Raw genomic sequence first — 24,811 nt, 5'->3', positions numbered from 1 at the left:
TCCGTTGGCCGGGGAGAACGCGCCAGGAGCTCTCGTCAGACGCGGCTTCGGTCGAACCGCTTGCCGACCACGAACGAAAGGCCGCTGAAAAGCCAGAAGGCCGCGATACCGAGCAGCGCGCTCAGGATGATCGACGCGTAGAGCAACTCGGACTGAAGCCGAGCGATGTAGAGCGACATCAGGATGCCGATGCCGGTCGTGCCCTGTCGGAAGAAGAAGTCGCCGACGATCGCGCCGATGACCGAGAGCCCGGCAGAGATGCGGAAGCCGGCGAAGATCGCCGTCAACGCGAACGGGAAGTCGAGCTTCCACAGCCTCGTCCATCGACCGACCTGCTGGAGTGCGAAGAGTTCCCGCAGCGCCGGATCGACCGACTTCAGTCCGAACAGCGCGTTCGCGATGATCGGGAAGAGCGAGATCATCGTGCACACCACGACCCGGCTGAAGAACCCGAATCCGAACCAGAACCCGAACAGCGGCACGAGCGCCAGGATCGGGATCGTCTGCAAGGTCACGGCATACGGGTACAAGGAGCGTTCAGCCCAGACGGCCTGGCTCATCGCGATCGCGACCGCGAGGCCGATGATGATCGCGGCGACCAGGCCGACCGCCGCGACCCGGGTCGATACCAGCAGGCCGTTGAGCAGTGCCTGCAGGTTCTCGCCGTCGAGGAAGCCCACCGAGATCACGCGATGCGGCGGCGGCACCAGAAATCGGCGTTCGGGCGTCAGCAACTTGTAGGAGATCAGGTACCAGAGCCCGACGAAGGCCGCGAAGACGAGCGCCGGCGGCACCACCATCGCGAGAAGACGGGCAGGCCGCCGGCTCGGCAGCGACGTGGACTGGGTGGCGATCAAGCTCACTGGGCCCCCTCTCGAAGCAGGCTGGACACCTCGCTGACGAGCTTGGTGAAGAGACCGTCGAACCTCAGGCCGAGTGGCCGGGGAAACGGCAGCGGCACCTCGACCTCCCCGAGGATCGTCCCCGGGCGACCCGACATCACCACGACGCGGGTCGACAGGAAGACGGCCTCGAAGATGTTGTGCGTGACGAACATGCCGGTGAACGGCCTGTTCGCGAACACGCTGGTCACCTCGGTGTTGAGCCGCTCGCGGGTGAGCTCGTCCAGTGCCCCGAACGGCTCGTCGAAGAGGAAGATCTCCGGATTGAGCGTCAACGCACGCGCGATGGAGACCCGCATCTTCATGCCGCCGGACAACTGCTTGGGCAAATGGCGCTGGAACCCACCGAGGCCGACCAGGTCGACGGCCTCCTCGCGGCGTTCGATCCGGTCCTTCTTGGGCACGCCCTGGAGCTCCATCAGCAACTCGACATTCTGGGCGACGTTGCGCCAGTGCAGCAGGGTGGCTTCCTGGAACACGAAACCGATGACGCCGTCGCCGACCCTCGACGTCCCCGTCGTGGGGACGTCGAGGCCGGCGGCGATCCGCAGCAGCGTGCTCTTTCCGCATCCCGAGGGGCCGACGATGCTGATGAACTCGCCCGAGTTCACCGTCAGGTCGACGTCTCGCAGCGCCTGCGTGCCGTTGCCGAACACCTTCCCGAGGCCCGAGAAGTCGATGGATCCCCGGTCGTCAGGCACGTTGTTCCTCTCCGTCGCGACCGACATCAGTCGATGTTGATCGACGGGTCGATGAACCGGTTGGTGACGATGTCATCAGCCTTCAGACCGGGCTTGGTCACCTTCTTCGCCGCGGCGAAGATCGGCACATCGATGTCGATGAGCTTCTGGACACGCGCCGTGTCGAACGAGCCGACGGCGCCGTCAGGAGCATTGGCGAGCATCCCGATGCTCTTCGACTGCTCGCTGCCGAACTTGATCAGCCCCTCGCTCTGCGGAGCGCCGATGTTGTAGACGCCGAGATCCAGGATGAGCTTGTTCGCCTTCGCCGAGTTCTCGTGGTAGGCGACGGCCGCACGCTGGATGACCGGAACGAGCCTCTTGAGGCAGGAGGCCTTGGCGGTGACGTCCTCGGCGCGGACGGACACCTGGTCCGGATAGATCTTGTAGCCGAGGTCGTTCACGAGCTGATACTTGATCGGCTTCTTGTACTGCGCCACGTCGTGCTCGTACAGGTACGGGTCCTGGGTGGCATAGCCCTGCTGGGCGTACTCGCCACCGCCGGCCACGAACGTCGACGGGCTACCGTCGAAGCCGCCGTCGACCTGGCTCTTCTTGAGAACGCCGCCGCCGATCAGGTACGCCATGTAGGTCGTGCCGTCGAAGTACAGCACCTTCGAGTCGGTCTTACCGACGTCTGCGATGGTCTTCCAGTCCGAGTGCTTCTCCGGATCCCAGAAAATCATCAGGGGGCTGAGCTGATCCGGGGCCGCGATGCCGACCGTCGGCTGTTTCGCGGAGTTCTCGATGGCCTCGTCCGTGTTGATGCCACCGATCAGGATGTCCTTGTCCAGGTACATCTGCGCCGACACGCTGGAGAACCCGATAGCCGGCCCTCCGGCACGCACCTCGAGTTTGACGCCGGTGTCGATGCCGCCGTCGACCAGCCTGCCGGTGACCCGCTTCTTGCCGGCGTTGATGTCGACGCCGCCGGCGAGCATCTGGTAGATGGGGCCGTGCTCGGCCTGCGGGACCCAACCGGTCTGCCAGACGATGGTCGATGGGCAGACCTCTGCCAGGTTCGATGCGGAGCCCGCGGCCGCGGTCGTCGTGGCGCCGGTCGGGCCGGAGTCCTTCGAGTCGTCGGAACCGCAGGCGGTCATGGTCGCGGTGATCGCCGCGACGAGGGTGCCGGCGAGAAGCCGAGCACCGCGTCGTTGCTTCATCAGTCACTCCTAGCTGGGGCTCAAGTGGCCGGCGGTGACCGACACAATAGTTTGCGCGCAATCCAAACGGAAGATGTTTGCGCGCAATATTTACACGGGTTCTTCTTCCTTCACCGGCCCGTATAACGACGGCCCGGCACCCTCTTGCGGGGTGTCCGGCCGTCGTGCCCGGCGGATCGCAGGGGGTTGTTCAGCCGTGCGACCTGCCCCCGCGTTCGTCGCGATCCGCGATCTTGCGGAGGAGCCCGATCAGCCGTGGCCGATCTCCGGCCGCCTCGAAGAAGGACCGGTCAGCCTGGTCAAGGGCCACCACCGCTTCCTCGGCCAGGTCTCGACCCTGGTCGGTCACGTACAGCAGCGAAGCGCGTGCGTCCGCCGGGTCCTGGCCTCGCACGATCCAGCGCTTGCCCACCAGCGCGTTCGTGACTTGGGAGGTCATCGCCGGGTCGAGGCCTCCGTGTTCGGCGACATCGCGCTGCCGCGGCGGATGCCCGTCGCGGCCGAGCCACCAGACCGTCGTCAGCACGACGAACTGGACGTGGGTCAGGCCAAAAGGCGCCAGCACCTCCGCCATCGTGCGCTGCCACCGCAGGTTGGCGTGCCAAAGCAGGAAGCCCGCGCTGTCGCCGGCGGAGTGCTGCTCGATCAACTCGTGCGGCACCTTGCGCCGGGTCCGGGACGAGGAGTTCTTTCCGGTGACCGCTGCTTCACCCGCAGCCGCATCGGTTGTGCGTCGAGTCTGAGCCACCATCGAATGTTACCGGTCGTCCTTTCTAAGCTGTCGCATACATGCGGGAGACCTTGCCGAGCAAATGATCCCCCGAAGTGACCGGCGCGTACTTCGGTGGCTCCCCCGGCTCGAGGCAGGTCGGGATGCACTCAATGAGAGCGTCGAAGTTCGGCTGGTGGAAGTAGGGGATGCTGAAACGCTCGGTCGGCTCGCCCGAACGCGGTGGATTGACGACCCTGTGGACCGTGCTTCGCCAACGATCGTTGGTCCAGCGCGCCATCAGGTCACCGAGATTGACGAGGAACGCCCCCTCGACCACGGGGACGTCGCTCCAGGAGCCATCGAGCTCCATCACCTGTAGCCCGCCGGCCGAACTGTCCTGGTAGAGCAGGGTGAGGCTGCCCCAGTCGGTGTGCTCGCCTTTCCGGATCTGGCCGGGCCTCGGCGCCGCGAACTGCTTGGGGTAGTAGTTCGCGGTCAGGCTTCCGATCTCTCGGTCGATGAATTCCTCGAACCATGTGCCCGGCAGGTCGAGCGCGATCGCGAACAGTCGCATAATGCGGTCGCTGAGCAGCGACATCTCTGTGGCGTACTCAAGCCACGTCTCCCGAATCCATTCCTGGCCCGGAGCGAGCGGCGGCCAGTGATTGGGCCGCATCAGGTCAGGGTGGGGAACCTCGGCATAGCCGCGTTCAGGTGCGATGGCCATGCTGAAGACCTCGCACAGGTCCGGCGGGGCTGTGGCCTCCGCCTTGACCAGACGGGCGTCCTCATCGCTGGCCTTCGCGACAGCGCCACTCCTGCTGAAACCACGGCCGAACGGGTCCACCGGGTCGACGACGAGGCCGTCCTTGACCGCGTCCGGAAGTGCGAACAGCGCTTTCGTCGCGACGTACATGCGCTCGATCAGGGCAGCGTCGACGCCGTGACCCGTGATGGCGAAAAAGCCGTCGCGCACACTGGCGTCGGCCACGCGCAGAGCCAGGTGCCGACCATTGCCTTCGCTGAGATCGATCAGCGGAACACCCATGTGCGTTTCCGTCCTTTCTCGTGCTGTGGTGCACTGTTCGGGACCGGTGCGAAAGGCCGGCCGGAAAGCGGTGCGGCCGTACGCCGCCGCGCGCGACCAAGCACCACCGAACCGCTCGGGCGCCGCTCGGCGGCCGCCGTTGCCGGCTACCGGGCGTAGTCGATGAAGCGGAGCAGCCCCGTCTCCGGAACCCGGCCCAGCGACCGGTACACGTCTTCGGCGTTGGCCAGGGACGTCGTCGGGATGAGGTCCGCGGCGTGCTTCGCGACGAGCCTGGTGACCATCACCGGGTCGAAGACCCAGATCGGCACGGCTGACGGTCCGATCCGCGCGACCTCACCGAACGGGTTGCTCTTGACGACCCGTTCCAGGCCGAACTCGCCGAGGCCGGCCTTGATCACCAGGCTGCCGATCGGGTCGTGCGCCTGGGCGTGCAGGTCACGGACCTTCTCCAGGGCGGGATAGCTCGCGCCGATGACGCCCCGGAAGGATCCGCCCCGGATCGCCGTACCGAGGTTCGCGTCGAGTTCCTCGAGCTCCATCTCGGCGTCCAGGCCGTATCCGGCGAGCGCGAAGTAGGTCACGATGTCCTGCTGCAACAGACCCGAGAGCGTGAGGTGGTCGGCGAGCGACGTCTGGGTCGGGCGGATCTCGTCGCCCGTCGACAGGGTGTCGGAGCCGACGTCGACGCTCACGATCAGGTCGGCACCGTAGTGCTCGATGACGGCCTTCATGCCCGCGCCGACGCCCTGGCCGCCACCGCGGAGGGAGATGATGAACGCCTCGCCCCCGAAGTTCCGGGCAGCGGTCGCCTCGTGCGGCGCGCGGCCTTCGAGCGAGGCGTCCGCACCGACGATGACGGCGTGGTCGTTGAGCGGCTTGGCGCCCACCAGGTCGGTCGGCTCGTAGAAGTCCGGACCGAGGACACTCTTCAGGCCGACGCGCTCCTCTCCCGGCGGCAACCACCACTGGCATGCGACGCCGCCGAGGATGACGCGCTCTACGCCCATGCGGGTGAGCCAGTCGCCCACCAAACTGGCGACGAGGCAGTCGCTGCCTCCGCCGTGTCCCATGACGATGGCGGTCCTCGCCAGCCGAGCAGCCTCTTCGATAGTGCTGGTCGTCGAGCCCATAGGGGTCCGCTTCCTTTCCTTGAAATAGATTGCACGCAAACTATCATCCAATTTTTCCTTTGTCGAGAAGTGCCGCAGAAGGTGCACATGACGCGCGGTGAGGTGGAGGTTCCGGACCGGCGCCGCCTCCACCGGAAGCCGGCCGTCTGAGCCGGCGGGATCACGGCGGCGACAGCCGCTCGATCACGGCCAGGGCGTCGGGGTAGCGCTTGGTGTGCGCCCCTCCGTCCACGCTGTAGAGCCCGCCGGAGATGAACGACGCCTGGTCGGACGCGAGGAAGTAGACGAGGTTCGCCACTTCCTCGGGTTCGGCGAACCTGCCCAGCGGGGTGTTGTCGACGTACTCGTCCACGAGCCCCGGCACGTTCCACAGCGGGCCGGTCGCCGTGGTGCGGACCAGGCCGGGGGCCACGGCGTTCACCCGGATCCCGTGGGGCCCGAGCTCCATCGCGGCGACCTCCGTCAGCGCCACGACCCCGGCCTTGGCCGCGCAGTAGGCGGCCATGCCCCGGGCGGGCTGCACGGCGTTGAGACTGGCCAGCGTGACGATCGCGCCGCCGCGTCCCGCGTCGCGCATCGCCCGGCCGGCGTGTTTGACGGTGAGGAAGGCCCCGTCGAGGCAGAGGGCGACGGTGTGGCGCCAGTCGCCGGCGTCACAGTCGGTGATCTCGGTGAGGGCCCGCGAGCCTCCGGCGTTGGCCACCACGGCGTCCAGGCCGCCGAAGCGGGTGCCCGCGAGCTCGATCAGGGAGGCCACGTCCTCCTCGACGGTCACGTCGCAGCGGGCTCCGGCGAAGACGTCGGGGCCGAGGTCGGCCTCGAGCGCGGCGAGTGCGTCGTGGTCGACGTCCCCGCCGACGACCTTGCCTCCCTCCGCGACCAGCCGCCTGGTGATGGCCGCGCCGATCCCGTTCGCGGCGCCCGTGACGACGCCCACCCAGCCGGGCGGAAGACCGCTCATCGCTGCTCTCCTTCGCGCGTGACGACTACGCCTCACAACCTGGCAGTTGGCAATCGGCAAATCAACGGTCGCACTATGCGAACATGGTGTTACCTTCGGGTCCATGGGCCGACCCTCGCCGCAGACCGATCGCCTCCTCGACCTGGTGGACCTGATGGTCGAGCGTCCCGACGAGGGACTCGCCCTGGCCGAGATCGCCCGCGCGCTCAACGTCGCCAAGGCGACCGTCCACCCGATGGTCACGACGCTGACCCGGCGGGGCTGGCTGCTGCGCCACCCCGAACGGCACACCTACCGGCTCGGGCCCGCGCTGGTGGCGGCCGGCCGGGCGGCGGCGCGCGGGCACGTGGTGGTCGACGCCGCGCGCCCGGTCGTCCGCGAGATCGTCGACGAGACCGGCCTGCCCTGCCTGGTGCTGGTGGCGGGGGCGATCCCGGGCGAGTACGACGACCTGCTGGTCGGCGAGATCGTGCAGCCCTCGGCGCGGCACGCCAGGGAGTGGGCGGCGGGCCGTCCGGGCACGGGCTACCACTGCCTGCGGCTCGGCGACCGGATCCCGCCCCGACCTCCGCTGGGCGCCGTCTGCGTCGCGTGGTCCGACGACCCCGGCGCCGTCGGCCGGTGGCTCGACCGGCTCGGTGAGGACCGGCCGCCGGACGCGCTGGAGCAGATCGCCCCGGGCCTGGCCAGCGTCCGCGAGCGCGGCTGGGCGCTGGAGGTGGAGAACCGCCTGCACGAGCGGCTCAAGACGCTGGCCAGGGAACTCGGCGAGGACCGGCGCTCCGAGAAGCACGCCGCGACCTTGCACGGGATGCTCGGCGAGATCGTGCGGGCGTTCGATCTCGCCGACACCCTGCCGCCCACGGTGGAGCCCGGCGCCCGGTACCGCCCCACGAGCGTCAACGCCCCGGTCTTCGACGCGAGCGGCGCGGTGACGGTCGCCCTGTGCATGATCTGCTCGTCGGGCGCCCCCGGCGACCCCGCCTGGAGCGGCACCGACGTGATCGAACTCGGGGAACGCGTCAGGGCCGCGGCCGACGCGGTGACGGCCGCGACCCACGGCCGGCCGCCCGAGTCGCGCCGCCTCTGACCGTCCGCATAGCCGGCGGCCGGGAGATCATCGCCTCGCCGGAGCCGTTCATCGCGAGCGCGATCGTTTCGGAGGCATGTCGGGGGTGGCCGTTAGGTTCTGGGGCATGGTCGCATCCCCCTTCGAGAACGAGCCGATCCTCTATGAAATCGATGCCGGGTTTTTTCTGCCCGACCGGGGTGACGAGCAGGAGGGCCCCTCGGACGCGCTACCCGCCGGTGACCCGGACGAGGCGGTGCGCCTCTTTCATGAGTACCGGCGGCGGATGGCAGAGATCCTCGGATACGAGGACGAGCTTCCCGGGCCCGCGACCGAAGAGGATCTCGACGCCGCGGAGGAGCGTCTGGGCTTGGCGTTCCCACCCGACCTCCGCGCGCTCTACGGCATCGCGGACGGCGACGGCTACAAGATCATCAACCATCTGTTCGATCGGCACCCGTGGCACTCGCTGGACGAGATCGGCGACGAGGAGGAGGACTGGCTGCTCGGCCGGCAGTGGGAGTACGAGCCGCAGCGCAGCACGGTCTTCGACTCCGAGCCGCCGAACGCCGTCCGGCGGTCGCTGCTGCGTCCGGGCTGGATCCAGTTCGCGGACGACACCGGCGGCAACTGGCTCGCCGTGGACATGGACCCCGGCCCTGAGGGACGTCCGGGGCAGGTCATCGCGATTGGCATCGACTACACGGACGGGCCACTGTACGTCGCCGACTCGGTGACCACGTTCCTGCGCCGCCTGGTGGAGGCGCTGGAACGCGGCGACTACTCCCAGCATGACCAGAACCTCTGGATCGAGGCGGACCTGCCGAACGGACTCGCGATCGACAGTGAGCGCACCTGGTACACCGATGGCCCGTCGGCAAGGGCGCAGGCAGGGCAGACGCGTCCTCGGGTGCAGCGGGTCAGAGTGTCCGACGTCGGTGACCTCGCGTTCCTCGACGCGCTGCCCAATGTGCGTTCGCTGTCGCTGGCGGGCTCCGGCTCGCCCGATCTCACCCCGCTACGCGAGCGTCCGGTCGAGTATCTCGAACTCGATCTGGAGACCGTCGGCCTCACGCCGCTGACCGGCCATCCGGAGCTGCGCTCGCTGTCGGTGTCCTCCGCGCGGCCGGTCGAGCTGGCCCCGCTGCTCACGGTGCCCCACCTGTGGGCGCTGGACATCGCGGGTGCGCCCGTCGCGGACCTCGCCGCGGTGGCCGAGTTCCAAGGGCTGCGCTTCCTTGAGCTGACTCATGACCAATGGCGGGAGTTGAGGGACGACCTGCCTTCTCTGGCGGCCGTCGGCATCCACCCTCGTCGGCCCGAACGGGAATGGCCCGTGGGCACCCACTGGACGAGGGTCCTGGGGGAGCCGCCGCGTTAGCGGTGTCAAGTGTCCACCTAGGAAAGCGGGCTGGGCGGCGTTCAGGGCAGGGTGAGGATGCGGGGGCCGTCCTCGGTGATGGCGACCGTGTGCTCGACGTGCGCGGAGCGGCTGCCGTCGCCGGTGCACAGCGACCAGCCGTCGGAGGCCGTGTAGTAGTCGTCGCCGCCTCCCGCCATGAGGCTCGGCTCGATCGCGATGACGAGGCCGGGCCGCAGCCGCAGCCCGCGTCCCGGGCGGGACTCGTTGGGGACGAAGGGCGCCTCGTGCATCTCCCGGCCGATGCCGTGGCCCGCGAAGTCGTTCTGGACGCCGTAGGAGGCGCCGCGCCCGATCCGGGACATGGCGTGGCCGATGTCGCCCATCTTCCCGCCGGGGACGGCGGCGGCGATGCCCGCGGCGAGCATCTGCTCGGCGGTGCGGATCAGTGCCAGGTCCTCCTGCCGGGCCTGGCCGACGACGAAGCTGACCGCGCCGTCGGCGTGCCAGCCGTCGATGTACGCGCCGCAGTCGACGCTGAGCAGGTCGCCTTCGCGCAGCCGGTAGGACGTGGGAAGGCCGTGCAGCATCACGCCGTTGACCGAGGTGCAGATGACCCCGGGGTAGGGGGTCGCCCCGAACGAGGGGTGGTAGCCCAGGAACGAAGCGCCGGCGCCCGCCTCGGCGATGATCTCGCGGGCGAGCTCGTCCAGTTCGAGCAGGGACACGCCGGCGGCGGCGCGGGCCCGGGTCTGGTCGTGGATCGCGGCGACGACCCGGCCCGCCTCGCGCATGGCGTCGATCTCACCGGGGGTCTTGAGCTCGATCACGGTGCTGCCCTTCCGCTCCGTGCCGGAGCCGGATGTTGACGATAACTATACCGGTATTAGTATCACAGGCATGGTGCGAGAACCGTTGACCGAGTCCGAGCGCGAACGCGGCGAGCGGCTGGGCGAGGCCCTGCGTCAGGCGCGCGGCCCGCGCAGCATCGTGGAGGTGGCCGGCAGGGCCGGGATCTCCCCCGAGACGCTGCGCAAGATCGAGCGGGGCCGCATCCCCACGCCGGCCTTCTTCACCGTCGTGGCCGTCGCCGAGGTGCTCGGGGTGTCGCTGGAAGTCCTGATGACCCATGTCAGGGCCCAGAACGAGCTCGTGCCGGGTGATGCCGCCGCGGCGGCCGCCGTACCGCTCTGACAGGGCTCCGTCAGGGTCGGCGCCATCCGTCCAGGACGGCGTCCACGCGGGCGCGGATCCGGGTGCGGGCGTCCTGGCGCGGGACGCCCGACATCAGCAGCTCGTCGTAGTCGGTGTCCAGATGCCGGACGGACGCGGCGACGGCGAGGAGCAGCGCGTTGTCGTCCAGTTCCCGGCCCGCCGCCGAACGGCCGACCCGCCCGCTGCCCCGCAGCCCCGCGTGCTCGGCGATCGCCCGCGCCCGCTCCGCCGGGCAGCCGGGGAACAGCCGGACGATCTCGGCCGCCATCCGGGCCTGGAACTCCACGTCCTGGTGCGCGCGGCGCTCCTGGTCGCGGACGCGGCGCCGGGCCCGCGCGTCCTCGTCGGCCAGGCACTGCTCCTCGGCCCTGGCCAGCGCCTCCTCCTCCACCAGGATGCCGCGCCGCTCGTACCGCTTGCGCCGCCGGTTGTGCTGGACGACGATCGCCGACAGCCCGCTCTCCTTCTTGGCGCGCCGGCTGAGCGCCGCGTTCCCGGCGGGCAGGAAGAGGAGGTGGTCCATGTCGGCGCAGGCCAGGCAGAGCGGCGCGCCGTCCTCCATGACCAGCATGTCGCCGGTGCCGTGGCAGGAGGCGCAGGTCCAGTCCGGCTTGGGCGGGAGCACCGCCACCAGGTCGGGCGCCTGGTTCTGGCGCGCGGCGAGGCGCTCGCGGCGTGCGGGGGTGAGGTCGGGGGAGATCCAGTGCGTGCGGTACGCGCGATCGGCCGTCTCGTCCGCGCGTGCGGTGAAGCGCAGCGGCCTGCGGTCGCGGGTGGCGGCGATGTAGGCGGCCTCCGAGGGTTCGAGGCCCTTCTCCTCGGCCCAGGCGCGCAGTGCGACGAGCGCCGTGGCGATCTTGTCGTGGCGTACGGTCATGGCCGCTTCGAGGGGGTCGATCCGTCCCTGGCGCCATTCGTCCACGCGCGGGGCCGTGAGCCAGCCGATCTGCTGGAACACCTCGACGGCCGCCACCGAGTGGGAGCGCCTCAGGAGGGTGTCGGCGGCCTCGGCGACCCGGCGTCCCAGCCGTGTCTCGTGCACCTCGCTCACGGCGGACAACGCTATACCAGCTGATGGTGTAGCTGATCCATCGCGTTCCGTAACGTCGGTCCCGTGGGGGAAGGCCAGGGGGGAGGCATCCGCTGGGCCGGGCCGGGAACGGTGAGGGTCGCCGCGGTCCGGCTGTCGGGCGCGCATCGCGTGTGGGCCTCCTACATGGGGGTCCCGGCCGCGGTGGACGCGGCGTTCCTGGTCACCGACGGCGGCGCCCTCGTCGGGCGCGGCTACTACACCTCGGTCGAGGAGCTGGCCGAGGTGGTCGATCTCTCCGCGCTCACCCCGTACTGATCACCCCGTACTGATTCCGCCGGGGGTTGCGGGAAGAAGCGGCGTCATGTAATCGTTTACATCGATGTAATCGTTTACACGGCGAGGGCGGGACGCGCGATGGCGAGCGTGAAGGACGTGGCACGGCGGGCCGGGGTGTCCGTCGCCACCGTCTCCCGGGTGCTCAACGACAGCGCCTCCGTCACCGCCGCCACCCGGGCGCGGGTGCTGGAGGCGGTCGCCGAGCTCGGCTACCGGCGCAACGCGGTGGCCCGCTCCCTGCGCACCGACGCGACCCGCACCCTCGGCCTGGTGATCGGCGACATCCTCAACCCGTTCTTCACCGAGCTGGCGCGCGCCGTCGAGGACGAGGCCCGCGCCCTCGGCTACTCCGTCGTCATCGGCAACGCCGACGAGCGCCCCGACCGGCAGGACCACTACGTCCGCACCCTGCTGGAGCAGCGGGTGGACGGGCTGCTGCTGTGCCCCACCGCCGAGATCACCCCGCTCGTCCGCGACACCGTCCGCGACGGGCTGCCGCTGGTCTTCCTCGACCGCACGCTGCCCGGCCTGGACGTGCCCACCGTGCGGGCGGAGGGGGCCGCGGCCATCGCCGCGCTCGTCCGGCACCTGCGCGACCTCGGGCACCGGCGGATCGCCTTCATCTCCGGGCCCGCGCTGCTGTCCACCGGCCGCGAGCGCACCGAGGCGTTCGCCGCCGCGATGGAGGCGTGCGGCCTGCCGGTCCCGGGCGGCCACCTGGAGGCCGGGGACTTCCAGGCGGCCAGCGGCCGGTCCGCGACGGCCCGGCTGCTGGACCTGCCCGAGGCCCCCGAGGTGATCGTGGCCGGGGACAACCTGATGGCGCTCGGCGCGCTGGACGAGATCCGCGCCCGGGGTCTGCGGATCCCCCGGGACGTGGCGCTGGCCTGCTACGACGACCTGCCGTGGTTCACCCATCTGGACCCGCCGGTGACCGCGATCGCGCAGCCCGTCCAGGAACTGGGGCGGCGCGCGGTGCGGGTGCTGGCCGAGCGCATCGAGGACCGGCCGGTGGAGTCGGTGGTGCTGCCGTCCCGGCTGGTGGTCCGCCGCTCCTGCGGCGAGCCCGCCGGCACGGGTGAGAGGGACGCGGGCGAGAGGGAAGGGAGCGTTCGGGCATGACGGACGAGATCCTGCGGGTGCGCGGCCTGCGCAAGGCGTTCCCGGGCGTGGTCGCCCTGGACGGGGTCGACTTCGACCTGCGGCCGGGCGAGGTGCACGTGCTGCTCGGTGAGAACGGCGCGGGCAAGAGCACGCTGATCAAGGCGCTGTCGGGCGCGCACCGTCCCGACTCCGGCCGGATCGAGGTGGACGGGAGGCCGGTCGAGATCCGCGACGCGCAGGACGCGGCCGGTCTCGGCATCGCCACCATCTACCAGGAGTTCAACCTGGTCCCCGAGCTGACCGTCGCCGAGAACCTCTTCCTGGGCCGCCCGCCGCGCCGGTTCGGCCTGGTGGACCGGCGGGCCATGGACGGCGCCGCGCGCGAGCTGCTGGACCGGGTCGGCGTCGACGCCGACCCGCGCCGCCGGATGGCCGACCTCGGCATCGCCCGGATGCAGATGGTCGAGATCGCCAAGGCGCTCGGCCGGGACGCCCGGGTGCTCATCATGGACGAGCCGACCGCCGTCCTCACCACCGGCGAGGTCGACACCCTCTTCGAGATCGTCCGGGCGCTGCGCGAGCGCGGCGTCGCGGTCGTGTTCATCACCCACCACCTGGAGGAGATCCCGCGGATCGGGGACCGGGTGACCGTGCTGCGCGACGGCCGGTCGGTGGCCGAGGTGCCCGCCGGCACCCCCGAGGACGAGCTGGTCCGGCTGATGGTCGGCCGTCCGATCGAGCAGCGCTACCCGCGCGAGCGGTCCGACGCGGGCGAGACGCTGCTGACCGTGCGCGGGCTCGGCCGGGACGGCGCCTTCGACGGGGTCTCCTTCGACGTGCGGGCGGGCGAGGTGGTCGGGCTGGCGGGGCTGGTCGGGGCGGGCCGCACCGAGGTGGCGCGCGCGATCTTCGGGGCGGACCGCTACGACCGCGGCGAGGTGCTGGTGGGCGGCGCCGCGCTGCGCGGCGGGGACGTGCACGCGGCGATGGAGGCGGGCGTCGGGCTGGTCCCCGAGGACCGCAAGGGCCAGGGCCTGGTGCCGGGCGCCGACGTCCAGGAGAACCTGGGCCTGGTCACGCTGGGCCCGACCAGCCGCGCCGGGCTGGTGGACCGTTCCGGCCAGCGCGGCCGGGCCGCCGAGATCGCCGCGCGGCTGAACGTGCGGATGTCGGGGCTGCGGCAGCCGGTCGGCACGCTGTCCGGCGGCAACCAGCAGAAGATCGTGATCGGCAAGTGGCTGCTGGCGAAGGCGCGCGTGCTGATCCTGGACGAGCCCACCCGCGGCGTCGACGTGGGCGCCAAGGTCGAGATCTACCGGCTGGTCAACGCGCTGACCGCGGCGGGGCACGCGGTGCTGATGATCTCCAGCGACCTGCCCGAGGTACTGGGCATGAGCGATCGGGTGCTGGTGATGTCCCGGGGCCGGCTGGCCGGCGAGCTGCCGGCCGGCGAGGCCACCCAGGACGCGGTGATGGCCCTGGCCGTCGGCGGCGACGGCGCGGCCGCCGCCGCGGCGGGCGAGAACGACGACACGCTGGAGGGAGAGGCCGATGTCCACTGACACGCTGCGCGAGCGGCCACCGGCGGGAGCGCGGGACGGCGCGGCGCGGGCCGCGGCCCGGCTGCTGGGCGAGAACGGTGCGCTGGCCGGGCTGGCCGTCCTGGTCGTGGTGCTGGCCCTGCTGTCGGGAGACTTCCTGACCGTCACCAACCTGCTCAACGTCGGGGTGCAGGCGGCCGTGGTCGCCATCCTGGCGTTCGGCGTCACCTTCGTCATCGTGACCGGCGGCATCGACCTGTCGGTCGGCGCGGTGGCGGCGCTGTCGGCGGTGGTGCTGGCCTGGACGGCCACCGGCCAGGGCGTGCCCTGGCCGATCGCGGCGGTGCTGGCCGTCGCGACCGGCGTCGCGGCCGGGCTGGTGAACGGGGCGCTGATCACCTACGGGAAGCTGCCGCCGTTCATCGCGACCCTGGCCATGCTGGGCGTGGCCCGCGGGCTGGCGCTGGTGATCTCCGAGGGCAGCCCGATCGCGCTGCCGGACGCGGTGACCCGGGTCGGCGACACGATCGGCTCCTACCTGCCGGTCCCGGTGATCGTCATGGTGGCGATGGGGCTGCTGACCGCGTTCGTCCTGGCCCGCACCTACAGCGGCCGGGCGATGTACGCGATCGGCGGCAACGAGGAGGCGGCCCGGCTGTCGGGCATCCGGGTGTCCCGGCAGAAGCTGGTCACCTACGCGCTGTCGGGCGCGTTCGCCGCCGTCGCGGGGATCGTGCTGGCCGGACGGCTCGCCTCCGCCCAGCCGCAGGCCGCCAACGGCTACGAGCTGGACGCCATCGCCGCCGTCGTCATCGGCGGGGCCAGCCTGTCGGGCGGCAAGGGCCGGGCGTTCGGCACCCTGGTCGGCGCGCTGATCCTGGCCGTGCTGCGCAACGGGCTGAACCTGCTGTCGGTGTCGGCGTTCTGGCAGCAGGTGGTGATCGGCGTGGTGATCGCGCTGGCGGTGCTGCTGGACACCGTCCGGCGCCGCGGCACCCGGGTCCGCCCGGCCGCGTTCTGGGCCGGGGGAGCGGCGGTCGTCGCGGTGGTGGCGGCGCTGGCGGTGGGCGTGGCGTCCACCGGCGGCGGGTCCGGATCCGGCACGGCCGCCGGTGGCGGCGGCGGGGTGAAGATCGGCCTGTCGGTGTCGACGCTGAACAACCCGTTCTTCGTGCAGTTCCGGCAGGGCGCCGTGGACGAGGCGCGGCGGCGGGGCATCGCGCTGACCGTCTCGGACGCGCAGAACGACGCCTCGCAGCAGGTCAACCAGGTGCAGAACTTCGCCGGCCAGGGGATGAAGTCGATCATCATCAACCCGGTCGATTCCGACGCCGCCGCGCCCGCCGCCAAGGCCGCCGAGCGGGCCGGGATCCCGGTGGTCGCGGCGGACCGCACCGTCAGCGGCGCCGCCATCGCGCAGCTGGTCGCCTCCGACAACGTCGCGGGAGGCCGGGACGCGGCCCGGGAGCTGGCCCGGGAACTGGGCGGACGCGGCAAGATCGCGATCATCCAGGGGCAGGCGGGCACCTCGGCGTCCCGCGAGCGCGGCCAGGGCTTCGAGCAGGGCATCCGGGAGTTCCCCGGGATCCAGGTCGTCGCCAAGCAGCCCGCCGATTTCGACCGCACCAAGGGCCTGGACGTGATGACCAACCTCATGCAGTCCGAGCCCGGCCTGAACGGCGTCTTCGCCGAGAACGACGAGATGGCCCTCGGGGCGGTCAAGGCGCTCGGGGCGAAGGCGGGCACGCAGGTCAAGGTGGTCGGGTTCGACGGCACCCCGGACGGCATCAAGGCCGTCCAGGCGGGCACGATGAACGCCACTGTCGCGCAGCAGCCGCGGCTGCTCGGGCAGATGGCGGTGCAGAGCGCCGTCAGGGCGGCCGAGGGCGAGCGGCTCGGCGCCACGTCGATGGTGCCGGTGAAGATGGCCACCCGCGAGAACGCGGCCGAGTTCGCCACCTCGTAGCGTGGGGCTCCGCCGGGAGGAACAGGGAGAGGCTCAGTGTCGGAACGGCATGACGTGGTCGTGGTCGGATCGGTCAACGCGGACCTGGTGATCGGGGTGGAACGGCGTCCCGCGCCCGGCGAGACCGTGCTCGGATCCGACCTGGCCACCTATCCGGGCGGCAAGGGCGCCAACCAGGCCGTCGCCGCCGCCCGGCTCGGCGGCAGGGTCGGCATCCTGGGCCGGATCGGCGACGACGGCCACGGCGCCCTGCTCCGGGAGGCCCTCGCGGACGCGGGCGTGGACCTGGCCCACCTGCTGGTCACGGACGGGCCCAGCGGCGTCGCCCTCATCACCGTGGACACCGGGGGAGACAACAGCATCATCGTCTCGCCGGGCGCCAACGCCCGGCTCGTTCCGGGCGACGTCGAACGGGCCCGGCCGATGCTGGGCGGCGCCGCGGTCGTCTCGTTCCAGTTGGAGATCCCGATCGGGACGGTCCAGGCCGCCGCCCGGACGGCCGCCGGCGCGGGGGCCCGGGTGGTGCTCAACCTCTCGCCTCCGGCGCCGGTCCCCGACGACGTCCTGGCCCTGTGCGACCCGCTGGTGGTGAACGAGCACGAGGCGGCCTTCCTGCTCGGCCACCAGGGGGAGCCCGCCCTGCTGGCCCGGGAGCTGCTGGGCCTGGGCCCGCGCTCGGTGCTGATCACGCTGGGCGCGGACGGCGCGCTGGTCGCCGACCCGTCCGGCGTGACGGCGGTCCCTTCGCCGAAGGTGGAGGCGGTGGACACCACGGGCGCGGGCGACGCCTTCACCGCGGCCCTGTGCCTGCGGCTGGCCTGCGGCGACGGCCTCGCGGACGCCGCCCGCTACGCGGCCCGCGTGGGCGCCGCCGCCGTGCGGAAACCGGGTGCCCAGAGCTCCTACCCGGGCGCCGGCGAGGAACTGCCCGCCTGACCTTCGCCGCCCGCTGCGCGCTGTCCTCGGTGCCGAATCGCGGGGTGTCGGGGTTTTTGGGGTGCGCGTGGCGGGGCTCAAGCCCCCCCCGCGACCCGCTCAGGGGCGGGGAGCGGTGGCGCCGGGCTCGTCGTGCTCACGCTCGTCGCCGGGCCCGGCCGGTTCGTCGCCGGGACGGCCGCGCCCGCGGCGCCGGCGCAGCACCACGAACGTGCCGATCAGCCCGCAGATCGCCGCGACCAGCGCCGCCACGGCCACCGGGGAACGGCCGAAGACCTCCAGCCAGCCCCAGATCACCGCGTACCCGCCGACCACCCACGGCGGCGTCCAGAGCAGCGACCCCAGCGCGGAGGCGACCAGGTAGCGCGGCAGCGGCATCCGCATGGCCCCGGCGCATATCGGGATCGCGTGCCGCAGGCCCGCGACCCAGTGGGCCCCGAACACCGCCAGCGCCCCGCGCCGCGCCACCAGCCGCTCGACCTTGCGCAGCCGCTCCTCGCCGATCCGCCGTCCCGGCCGCGAGGTGTAGATCCGCTCGCCCAGCGCGCGGCCGATCCAGTAGTAGACCTGGCCGCGGACGAAGATGATCAGTACGGCGACCAGGACGCCCAGCCACAGCGGCATGCCCCAGAAGGTGTCTCGCATGAACCGCCGCCTCGCTCGATCGACTCTCCCGTCGATGTTAGGTGACCCTAACCTGACCTGGAAGCCGTCGGGGCTCAGTGATCGGCGCGGGCGCGGAGGCGTTCCAGCTCCGCGGCGGCGTCCCGGACGTCCTCGCCGAGGTCGAAGGCGCTGAAGAGGTGGAGGTCGTCCGCGGTCTCGATCTCCAGCAGCCGGGTGTGCAGGAGCAGCCGCTGCCGCTCGTCCACCCGCAGCGCGGTGACCGAGGACCACGGCACCCGGCGGCGCCCCGCGTAGCCGGTGACGACGGTCACACCCCCGGCGTCCGCCGCGACCCGCACCGGCGCCAGCACGTCGCGCAGCGCCAGCGCCCCCAGCCCGGCCGCGGCGATCCCGGCCAGCAGCAGGAACGGCCGATCGTCCAGGGACAGCACCGCCAGCAGGGCGAACGCCACGGCCGCGCCCGCCTTGAGGACCACCTGCGCCACCGGCACCCGCCAGCGTCGCTCATCTCCGGCCATGCCGGTCCCTCCGCTCACGGCCCCACGTTAGCGGGAGACCGTGGCGCCTCCGCTCACTGCTCCTCGGGAGGCGGGATCCGGTAGTTGGGCTGCGCCGGCGGTTGCGCGTACGGCTCCGGTGGTTGCGCATAGGGCACGGGCGGCGGCGCGTACGGGATGGGCGGCACGGGCGGGGGCTGGGGAGCGGCGATGGCGGGCGGCGGCGCGGTGTCGCGCCGATCCGTGTAGGCCCGCTTCGCCTTCTCCACGGCCTTGCGGCCGGTCCCGGCGGCCTTTCCGGCGGCGTCGCGCCCCAGTTCCTGCACACGCTGCGCCGACTCGGAGGCTCGCAACTCCCTGAGCCTGTTGTTCTCGGCGAGGCGTTGCGCGCCCTCCCGGGCGCCCTGCAGCGCGATCTGGCCGCCCTGAACGGCCTGTCCGACGGCGGCGCGGTAGAGATGCGCGCGCGCCACGCGCGTCCCCAGCACACGGTCCTGGAGCGTGCGACGCCCCGGAAGGACGGCCGACAGCGCGTTCACCCAGAAGACGGCCAGGGCGAGTGCCCAGCACAGCACCGACAACACGAAGAGGCCCTGGAGGAGCAGGCAGCACGCCAGCGCGTAGAGGCCGATGTCGGTGACGGTGGTCGAGGCCGCGCGCACCAGGGTCTGGCCCTTGCCCAGCCTGGTCCGCCGTTGCGCCTCCACGCGCAGGTCGAGGACGAGCTTGCCGACCGTCCGGCCCTTCCAGGCGAGCGCGGCGAAATGGTAGACGAACACGATCACGACCAGGGCGGCGAACGCCTGCACCACGTACCCGGTCGCGGTGTTCCACAGCCCGAGGCCGAAGTCGACCGAGGCCCCCTTGACGTCGCCTCGCGAGGTGAGCACGCGCCACGCGCTCTTCTCCGCCAGGGCGGGGACGCTGGTGAGCAGTTCGGTGAGCCGGGTCCAGGTCCACGACCCGAGGGCGCCCGCCAGGACGATCACCAGCGCGAAGTCGATCGCCCACGCGGCCGCGCGCCGCCCCGGTCCGGCCGCGGCCTCGCCGCCGTCGTTCCGCCCGGCGGCCCCCGCGGGCCCGTCGGATCCCCAGGATCCGGGGCCCGGGACCCCAGCTGCTGGAGCCGTGTAGTGAGGCGGGAAGTGCGGGTTCATCGAACTCCTTGGCGGGGGGCGGGAAGGACTCCGGAACGGCCTGCAATATTTCACCAGATCATTGATCAACGGCGGATCAATATGACGAAACAGGGATGATGCGGTCATCGCCGTTTCCGCCCCGGGACGCCGTCGCTGTGATTCCGGCGACGTGGTTCCAAAGCTGTTGTTCCAGTGGTGTAGTTCCAGCGATGTGGTGCGGTGCGCCGGTGGAGGTGTCCGTGAGGTTAGGGCCCTCTGGTCGAGAGTGTCTGGTTAGTAGTGATCCACGTAAATTTTCGTGACTTGGGTTCGGTAGCGTCATCCCCATGCGACTCGGCGTGCTGGACGTGGGCTCGAACACGGTGCATCTGCTGGTCGTGGACGCGCACCGGGGCGCGCGTCCACTGCCGGCGTTCTCTCACAAGGCGGAGCTGCGGCTGGCCGCGCATCTGGAGGACGGCGACCGGCTGTCGGAGGAGGGGGAGGGCCTGCTGCGCGACTTCGTCGAGGAGGCCCTCCAGATCGCCGAGGACAAGGGGGTGGAGGACCTGGTCGCCTTCGCCACCTCGGCGATCCGGGACGCCGCCAACGGCGAGGAGGTCCTGGGACGCATCCGGGACGGCGCCCAGGTCGACATCACGGTGCTGTCCGGGGACGAGGAGGCCCGGCTGACCTTCCTCGCGGTGCGGCGCTGGTTCGGCTGGTCCTCCGGACGCCTCCTGGTCGTCGACATCGGCGGCGGCTCCCTGGAGATCGCGGCGGGCATCGACGAGGACCCGGACGTGGCGATCTCCCTGCCGCTCGGCGCGGTCCGGCTGACCCGCGACTGGTTCACCGCCGACCCGGTCCCGGCCGACGAGGCGCGCAAGCTGCGCCGCCACGTCCGCGCCGAGATCGCCCGCCATGTCGGGGAGGTCGCCCGCTACGGCGCGCCCGACCACGCGGTGGCCACGTCCAAGACGTTCAAGCAGCTCGCCCGCATCGCCGGGGCGCTGCCCACGTCGGAGGGCCCGTTCGCGCGGCGGGTGCTGCGCCATGGGAGCGTCACCGAATGGGCCGAGAAGCTCGGCTCGATGCCCCCGGAGGAACGTTCCGAACTGCCGGGGGTCTCCGAGCGCCGCGTGCCGCAGCTGCCCGCCGGGGCCATCGTCGCGGACGCCGCCATGGACCTGTTCGGGGTCACCGAGCTGGAGGTGTGCCCCTGGGCCCTCCGCGAGGGCGTCATCCTCCGCCGGCTCGACATGATCACCGGCTGATCGGCGGGCCGGCGGGGATCAGCGGCCGCCGGAGGTGGAGCCCGGCACCAGGGAACGGCCGGCGAGGAGCGCGCTGACGGTCACGAACCTGAAGCCGTCCCCGTCCAGCCGGTCCAGGACCGCCGGGACCGCGTCCACCGAGGCCGCCCGCACGTCGTGCAGGCGGACGATGCCCCCCGGCCTGGCCTGGGACACGACACGGTCGGCGATGGCGCGGGGATCCGTATCGGCCAGGTCGTCACCGTCCCCGTTCCAGAGGATCTGGGCGAGGCCCTGCGAACGGGCGATCCGGGCGACCGCGCCGCCGCCCTCCCCGTACGGGGGCCGCAGCAGCGTAGGCGCGCGGCCCGTCGCGGACCGCACGGCCTCCTGCGTGCGCTGGATCTCCGAGTTGATCCGCAGCGCGGGCAACCGGGCGAGGACGCGGTGCGCGTGGGTGTGGTTGCCGATCTCGTGGCCCTTGGCGTGCATGCCGCGCAGCAGGGCGGGATGCGCGGCGGCGTTCGCGCCCACGACGAAGAACGTGGCGCGGGCGTCCCGCTCGGCCAGCATGTCCAGGAGGCGGCCGGTGTCGGGCCCCGGGCCGTCGTCGAAGGTGAGCGCGACGCACTTGGCGACCCGGCAGTCGGCCTGGGGCGCCGTCCGCGGTGACGGGGGCGGCGCGCTGCCGGTCGGCCGCCCCGGCGGCGCGGTGCCGGCGCGGTCGGGCGGGGGCGAGGGGGCGGTCCTCAGGGTCAGCTCGGGCCGCACGGCCAGCGCCGCGTCCCGGGCACGCCTCCCGAACGGCGACAGCAGCGGCTCGTAGGCGGCGTGCCCCAGGACGACAGCGACCCGTCCCGCCGGGGCGGGCGCCACCGAACCGTCGCTGAACTCGGTGACCAGATCGCCCTGCCCGTTGAACCCCAGCGAGGAGAAGACGCCCCGCGGATCCGCCGTGAGCTTCGCCGGGACGGCCGGCGCGGCGACCCTCGCCGCGACCAGCGAGGCCAGCCTCGACAGCGCGGACGGGCCGTTCACCAGATCGGCCGAGGAGCGCACCGCACCGGAGGCTCCGGCCGCTCCGTCGTACCAGATCGTGCGCCGCGTCTCGCCGCCCCCGGACCCGGACGGCCCGGGGGAGCGCGCGGTCACCAGCCGCACGCCGACCACGTCGCCCGACGCCGCCGCCAGCGACCACTCGACGTTCAGCTCCGGGACGGCCCCGTCCGGCGGACGCGGCCCGGTGCCCGCCGCCCGCTCCGCGAACGGCCGGACGTCCCCGTCCACCTGCCCGGCCAGCGCGCCGTTGAGCGGCTCGGCCCCGGCGATCCGCGGATACCCGGCGAAGAGGCGGATCCGCGCGTCGTGCTCGCCGAGCGTCACCGTGCTCAGGCCCGGCACGCCACCCGGGTCGATCTGCCGGATCGCGGTCGGGTCGGTGAGCGGCGCCGCCTCCCGGTCGTCACCCGAGACGCAGCCCGCCGTCAGGGTCACCCCCGTGATCGCGGCGGCGAGGCCCGCGAGGGGCCGCCTCCGGCGCCGGGTCCGGGCCACCACGGCACCCTCCGATGATCGTTGCGGCCGGGGAAGTCCTGCGTGTCTCGTCCTGCGAATGCCAGTTTCGAGGGCGTCCCGTACCGCTTTGCCGATCATCGGAAAAGGTTTGGCGGAACCTTGACCTTTTCCGGCCTGCGGATCCGGGCCTCCATCCCTGCCATCGGCCGCCGACCTCTGCCATCGTGTTGGGCGGGTGGGTCCATGCGGCGCTCCGGCGACGGCGGCCGACCGGTGGGGGACCCCGGTGGGCGAGAGGTGAACGTCAATGGAGAGCCGACCTGGCCGCAGGCCGGGGGCGGTGGTGCTGCGCGAACTGCAGCCCCACGACCCGACCCGGGTGGGCCCGTACGCACTCGACGCCAAGGTCGGCGAGGGCGGGATGGGCGCCGTCTACCTGGGCCACGGCACCGACGGCCGCCCGGTCGCGGTGAAGGTGGTCCGCCCCGAACTGGCCGGCGACCGCGCCTTCCTGGCCCGCTTCAACGACGAGTGCCGCAACGCCGAACGCGTCGCCTCGTTCTGCACCGCGCAGGTCCTGGACCACGGCCAGGACCTGGGCATGGCCTACATGGTCACCGAGTACATCGAAGGCCCGTCCCTTCTCCAGCACATCGCCGAGAACGGCACCCTGTCCCCGGGCATGCTGCACGGCGTCGCCGTGGGCGTGGCCGCGGCCCTGGTCGCCATCCACGCCGCGGGCCTCGTCCACCGCGACCTGAAGCCCAGCAACGTGCTGCTGTCCATCTCCGGGCCCCGGGTCATCGACTTCGGCATCGCCCGCGCCCTGGACATGGCCACCTCCCACACCCGCACCGGCCAGGTCGTGGGCACTCCCGGCTACATCGCCCCCGAGCAGATCCTCACCCAGCAGATCACCCCGGCGGTCGACGTCTTCGCCTGGGGCTGCCTGGTGGCGTACGCCGCGAACGGTTGCAACCCGTTCGGCCAAGGGTCGATCCACGTCATGGTGGGCCGCGCCCTGCACGCCGAACCCGAACTGGGCGCTCTCACCGAACCGCTCGCGAGCCTGGTGAAAGCGGCCCTCGGCAAGGAACCCGAGACGCGTCCAAGCGCGCGCGACCTGCTTCTCAACCTGGTGGGCGGTGGCGCGAGCGAATCGGCCGTGACCACCACCCTGGGCCAGTCGTGGATGCCTCCGCTGGCCTCCGTCCAGGACTCCTCGACCGGCCCCGTCCAGCAGCCACCGGTCGCCCCGACACGGCAGTCGCCGGCCGCCTCCGCCCAGCAGCCTTCGGCCGCCCCCGTGCAGCAGTCGTCCACTACCTCCGCGCAGCAGCCCTCGGCCGCCTCGCTCCACCAGCCTTCGGCCGCCCCCGTGCCCGTCCAGGAATCGGCGACCCCGTCCACCGCCACTCCCAGTCGGCCGCTGTCTCCCCCTCTGCCGACCGGGCCCAGGCAGGATGACCCGGGGGCGCTCCAGAGGGTGGTCTCGCCCGTTTCCGAGGGGGTCACGATCCCGGCCGGAGAGACCATCACCGATCCGTCGGCGCTCGGTGGCGGGAGCGGGCCCCTACCCCCGCCGCCGCTGCCACCTGCGCCCCTGCCATCGGCGCGGCCGCCCAAGCCCCGGCGAAGGGGACCGGTGATAGCGGGCGCGGCGGCCGCCGTGGCGCTGCTCCTGGCCGGGGGCGGGCTGCTGTGGGCGCAGCTGAGCGACGACGACCCCAACACGGGGAACCTCTCCGCGAACAAATCCGGCGGCCCGCCGATCGAGCCGATGCTCGTGCGCATCGACACCAAGGCCGGCTGGCCCAGGGAATGCCACGCCGACATCGGCACGTACACCCCCGGCCAGACCGCGCCCGTCACCCTCCTGAGCGGGGACACCTGCGACACCCTTCCGGAACGCTCCCCCGACCGCACCAAGGTCGCCTTCACCCGCAAGATCGGGGACCAGTACGAGGCCTGGGTGATGAACGCCGACGGCGGCAACCCGCGGCGGGTGATCGGCGGGCTCTCCGGCGGGCGGGTGACCTGGTCGCCGGACGGCGGCAAGCTGGCGTTCATGCGCAGGGACGGGGGCGTGCGGCAGATCTACGCGATCACCATCGGCCAGACGGAGCCGCAGCGCCTCACCACCGACCCCGCCGACAAGGACGACCCGATGTGGTCCTCCACCGGCAGGCTGGCGTTCTGGAGCAAGCGCGACGGCGCCGCGCAGATCTACAGTCTGGACCCGCGGAACCCCGCCGCCTGGACCAGGCTCAGCAGGAGCGGCGTCCCGTCGATGGACCCCGAATGGTCCCCGGACGGGACGAAGATCGCCTACACCCGCGGCGACTACTCCGACGGGCACATCTGGGTGATGAACGCCGACGGCTCCGGCGACCGGCAGCTCACCAGGGGCGCCGACCACGAGATGGACCCCGCCTGGTCGCGCGACGGCACATGGATCTGCTACGCCCGCGGCCCCTACGCGTCGCCGGAGATCCGCACGATCCGCGTCGACGGCACGGGCGACCGCCCCTTCGGCCCCGCGAACGGCGGGATCGGCCACCCCAACTGGTCCTGAC

23 protein-coding genes are annotated in these 24,811 nt (G+C 72.0%); 10 read left to right on the top strand and 13 right to left on the bottom strand.

Annotated features, from left to right (window positions below):
• Positions 1-35: 35 nt before the first annotated feature.
• The 7 genes from ACFPZN_RS30370 to ACFPZN_RS30340 all read right to left on the bottom strand — a co-directional run bounded on the left by ACFPZN_RS30370 (position 36) and on the right by ACFPZN_RS30340 (position 6,662).
• Complete coding sequence (locus tag ACFPZN_RS30370) at positions 36-863, bottom strand: ABC transporter permease (protein ID WP_378285679.1); 828 nt, start codon at positions 861-863, stop codon at positions 36-38.
• Positions 860-1,630 carry an ABC transporter ATP-binding protein gene (locus tag ACFPZN_RS30365; RefSeq protein ID WP_378285678.1) on the bottom strand — a complete coding sequence of 257 codons (771 nt, stop codon included), beginning with the start codon at positions 1,628-1,630 and terminating at the stop codon, positions 860-862. The genes ACFPZN_RS30370 and ACFPZN_RS30365 overlap by 4 nt, the downstream gene beginning before the upstream one ends.
• Complete coding sequence (locus tag ACFPZN_RS30360; protein ID WP_378285677.1) at positions 1,630-2,808, bottom strand: substrate-binding domain-containing protein; 1,179 nt, start codon at positions 2,806-2,808, stop codon at positions 1,630-1,632. The genes ACFPZN_RS30365 and ACFPZN_RS30360 overlap by 1 nt, the downstream gene beginning before the upstream one ends.
• Positions 2,809-2,998: 190 nt before the next feature.
• Positions 2,999-3,457, bottom strand: coding sequence for a MarR family winged helix-turn-helix transcriptional regulator (locus ACFPZN_RS30355; RefSeq protein WP_378285676.1), 459 nt, complete (start codon positions 3,455-3,457; stop codon positions 2,999-3,001).
• Positions 3,458-3,581: 124 nt separating this feature from the next.
• Complete coding sequence (locus ACFPZN_RS30350; RefSeq protein ID WP_378285675.1) at positions 3,582-4,568, bottom strand: isopenicillin N synthase family dioxygenase; 987 nt, start codon at positions 4,566-4,568, stop codon at positions 3,582-3,584.
• A 146-nt stretch (positions 4,569-4,714) separates the two neighbouring features.
• A complete protein-coding gene (locus ACFPZN_RS30345) occupies positions 4,715-5,833 on the bottom strand; it encodes a DUF1152 domain-containing protein (RefSeq protein WP_378285674.1) in 1,119 nt (372 codons plus the stop codon).
• Between the two features lie 28 nt (positions 5,834-5,861).
• On the bottom strand, positions 5,862-6,662 hold the full coding sequence (locus tag ACFPZN_RS30340; protein ID WP_378285673.1) for an SDR family NAD(P)-dependent oxidoreductase: 801 nt from the start codon (positions 6,660-6,662) through the stop codon (positions 5,862-5,864).
• A 103-nt stretch (positions 6,663-6,765) separates the two neighbouring features.
• Here ACFPZN_RS30340 and ACFPZN_RS30335 point away from each other — a divergent pair, with 103 nt between their 5' ends.
• Both ACFPZN_RS30335 and ACFPZN_RS30330 read left to right on the top strand, forming a co-directional pair.
• The gene (locus ACFPZN_RS30335) at positions 6,766-7,752 is read left to right on the top strand and encodes a helix-turn-helix domain-containing protein (protein WP_378285672.1); all 987 of its coding nucleotides are present in this window, start codon (positions 6,766-6,768) and stop codon (positions 7,750-7,752) included.
• A 106-nt stretch (positions 7,753-7,858) separates the two neighbouring features.
• Entirely contained in the window at positions 7,859-9,112 is a 1,254-nt protein-coding gene (locus ACFPZN_RS30330) for an SMI1/KNR4 family protein (RefSeq protein WP_378285671.1), read from the top strand.
• A 41-nt stretch (positions 9,113-9,153) separates the two neighbouring features.
• Here ACFPZN_RS30330 and map read toward each other — a convergent pair whose 3' ends face one another.
• A complete protein-coding gene (gene map, locus ACFPZN_RS30325) occupies positions 9,154-9,921 on the bottom strand; it encodes a type I methionyl aminopeptidase (protein WP_378285670.1) in 768 nt (255 codons plus the stop codon).
• 70 nt (positions 9,922-9,991) lie between these two features.
• On the opposite strand from map, the gene ACFPZN_RS30320 reads away from it, so the two are divergent.
• Positions 9,992-10,285 carry a helix-turn-helix domain-containing protein gene (locus ACFPZN_RS30320; protein WP_378285669.1) on the top strand — a complete coding sequence of 98 codons (294 nt, stop codon included), beginning with the start codon at positions 9,992-9,994 and terminating at the stop codon, positions 10,283-10,285.
• Positions 10,286-10,295: 10 nt separating this feature from the next.
• Here the strand turns inward: ACFPZN_RS30320 and ACFPZN_RS30315 are convergent, their stop codons facing one another.
• Entirely contained in the window at positions 10,296-11,357 is a 1,062-nt protein-coding gene (locus ACFPZN_RS30315; RefSeq protein WP_378285668.1) for a DUF2293 domain-containing protein, read from the bottom strand.
• Between the two features lie 63 nt (positions 11,358-11,420).
• On the opposite strand from ACFPZN_RS30315, the gene ACFPZN_RS30310 reads away from it, so the two are divergent.
• The 5 genes from ACFPZN_RS30310 (at position 11,421) to ACFPZN_RS30290 (ending at position 17,222) form a co-directional block, all read left to right on the top strand.
• On the top strand, positions 11,421-11,654 hold the full coding sequence (locus ACFPZN_RS30310; RefSeq protein ID WP_378285667.1) for a hypothetical protein: 234 nt from the start codon (positions 11,421-11,423) through the stop codon (positions 11,652-11,654).
• Positions 11,655-11,753: 99 nt separating this feature from the next.
• Positions 11,754-12,797, top strand: a complete 1,044-nt coding sequence (locus ACFPZN_RS30305; protein WP_378285666.1) for a LacI family DNA-binding transcriptional regulator — start codon at positions 11,754-11,756, stop codon at positions 12,795-12,797.
• Positions 12,794-14,341 carry a sugar ABC transporter ATP-binding protein gene (locus tag ACFPZN_RS30300; protein ID WP_378285665.1) on the top strand — a complete coding sequence of 516 codons (1,548 nt, stop codon included), beginning with the start codon at positions 12,794-12,796 and terminating at the stop codon, positions 14,339-14,341. Before ACFPZN_RS30305 ends, ACFPZN_RS30300 begins: the two co-directional genes overlap by 4 nt.
• Positions 14,331-16,286 (top strand): ABC transporter permease/substrate-binding protein, encoded by a 1,956-nt coding sequence (locus tag ACFPZN_RS30295; RefSeq protein ID WP_378285664.1) that lies wholly within the window; start codon positions 14,331-14,333, stop codon positions 16,284-16,286. Before ACFPZN_RS30300 ends, ACFPZN_RS30295 begins: the two co-directional genes overlap by 11 nt.
• A 36-nt stretch (positions 16,287-16,322) precedes the next feature.
• Positions 16,323-17,222, top strand: coding sequence for a ribokinase (locus ACFPZN_RS30290; protein ID WP_378285663.1), 900 nt, complete (start codon positions 16,323-16,325; stop codon positions 17,220-17,222).
• A 99-nt stretch (positions 17,223-17,321) separates the two neighbouring features.
• On the opposite strand, the gene ACFPZN_RS30285 is transcribed toward ACFPZN_RS30290, so the two are convergent.
• From ACFPZN_RS30285 to ACFPZN_RS30275, 3 genes are all read right to left on the bottom strand, one after another.
• Positions 17,322-17,867, bottom strand: a complete 546-nt coding sequence (locus ACFPZN_RS30285) for a DedA family protein (RefSeq protein WP_378285662.1) — start codon at positions 17,865-17,867, stop codon at positions 17,322-17,324.
• A gap of 74 nt (positions 17,868-17,941) precedes the next feature.
• Complete coding sequence (locus ACFPZN_RS30280; protein ID WP_378285661.1) at positions 17,942-18,385, bottom strand: PH domain-containing protein; 444 nt, start codon at positions 18,383-18,385, stop codon at positions 17,942-17,944.
• A gap of 35 nt (positions 18,386-18,420) precedes the next feature.
• Positions 18,421-19,503, bottom strand: coding sequence for an RDD family protein (locus ACFPZN_RS30275; RefSeq protein WP_378285660.1), 1,083 nt, complete (start codon positions 19,501-19,503; stop codon positions 18,421-18,423).
• Between the two features lie 308 nt (positions 19,504-19,811).
• Here ACFPZN_RS30275 and ACFPZN_RS30270 point away from each other — a divergent pair, with 308 nt between their 5' ends.
• A complete protein-coding gene (locus ACFPZN_RS30270) occupies positions 19,812-20,741 on the top strand; it encodes a Ppx/GppA phosphatase family protein (RefSeq protein ID WP_378285659.1) in 930 nt (309 codons plus the stop codon).
• A gap of 18 nt (positions 20,742-20,759) precedes the next feature.
• Here the strand turns inward: ACFPZN_RS30270 and ACFPZN_RS30265 are convergent, their stop codons facing one another.
• Positions 20,760-22,274, bottom strand: coding sequence for a polysaccharide deacetylase family protein (locus ACFPZN_RS30265; RefSeq protein WP_378285658.1), 1,515 nt, complete (start codon positions 22,272-22,274; stop codon positions 20,760-20,762).
• 268 nt (positions 22,275-22,542) lie between these two features.
• Here ACFPZN_RS30265 and ACFPZN_RS30260 point away from each other — a divergent pair, with 268 nt between their 5' ends.
• Positions 22,543-24,810: a protein kinase domain-containing protein gene (locus ACFPZN_RS30260; RefSeq protein WP_378285657.1), complete on the top strand. Its 2,268-nt coding sequence runs from the start codon at positions 22,543-22,545 to the stop codon at positions 24,808-24,810.
• Position 24,811 lies beyond the last annotated feature (1 nt).

Origin of the sequence: Actinomadura rugatobispora (assembly GCF_042656285.1) — a bacterium.
GTDB lineage: Bacteria > Actinomycetota > Actinomycetes > Streptosporangiales > Streptosporangiaceae > Spirillospora > Spirillospora rugatobispora.
The sequence above is the reverse complement of the archived record's forward strand: the minus strand, read 5'-3'. Positions and strand labels throughout refer to the sequence as shown.

What these genes read in the sequence shown, in the direction of transcription:
- ACFPZN_RS30320 (WP_378285669.1), top strand. Translation starts at nt 9,992, where the DNA reads ATGGTGCGAGAACCGTTGACCGAGTCCGAGCGCGAACGCGGCGAGCGG.
- ACFPZN_RS30295 (WP_378285664.1), top strand. Translation starts at nt 14,331, where the DNA reads ATGTCCACTGACACGCTGCGCGAGCGGCCACCGGCGGGAGCGCGGGAC.
- ACFPZN_RS30330 (WP_378285671.1), top strand. Translation starts at nt 7,859, where the DNA reads ATGGTCGCATCCCCCTTCGAGAACGAGCCGATCCTCTATGAAATCGAT.
- ACFPZN_RS30360 (WP_378285677.1), bottom strand. Translation starts at nt 2,808, where the DNA reads ATGAAGCAACGACGCGGTGCTCGGCTTCTCGCCGGCACCCTCGTCGCG.
- ACFPZN_RS30335 (WP_378285672.1), top strand. Translation starts at nt 6,766, where the DNA reads ATGGGCCGACCCTCGCCGCAGACCGATCGCCTCCTCGACCTGGTGGAC.
- ACFPZN_RS30270 (WP_378285659.1), top strand. Translation starts at nt 19,812, where the DNA reads ATGCGACTCGGCGTGCTGGACGTGGGCTCGAACACGGTGCATCTGCTG.
- ACFPZN_RS30300 (WP_378285665.1), top strand. Translation starts at nt 12,794, where the DNA reads ATGACGGACGAGATCCTGCGGGTGCGCGGCCTGCGCAAGGCGTTCCCG.
- ACFPZN_RS30275 (WP_378285660.1), bottom strand. Translation starts at nt 19,503, where the DNA reads ATGAACCCGCACTTCCCGCCTCACTACACGGCTCCAGCAGCTGGGGTC.
- ACFPZN_RS30260 (WP_378285657.1), top strand. Translation starts at nt 22,543, where the DNA reads ATGGAGAGCCGACCTGGCCGCAGGCCGGGGGCGGTGGTGCTGCGCGAA.
- ACFPZN_RS30365 (WP_378285678.1), bottom strand. Translation starts at nt 1,630, where the DNA reads ATGTCGGTCGCGACGGAGAGGAACAACGTGCCTGACGACCGGGGATCC.
- ACFPZN_RS30350 (WP_378285675.1), bottom strand. Translation starts at nt 4,568, where the DNA reads ATGGGTGTTCCGCTGATCGATCTCAGCGAAGGCAATGGTCGGCACCTG.
- ACFPZN_RS30305 (WP_378285666.1), top strand. Translation starts at nt 11,754, where the DNA reads ATGGCGAGCGTGAAGGACGTGGCACGGCGGGCCGGGGTGTCCGTCGCC.
- ACFPZN_RS30340 (WP_378285673.1), bottom strand. Translation starts at nt 6,662, where the DNA reads ATGAGCGGTCTTCCGCCCGGCTGGGTGGGCGTCGTCACGGGCGCCGCG.
- ACFPZN_RS30285 (WP_378285662.1), bottom strand. Translation starts at nt 17,867, where the DNA reads ATGCGAGACACCTTCTGGGGCATGCCGCTGTGGCTGGGCGTCCTGGTC.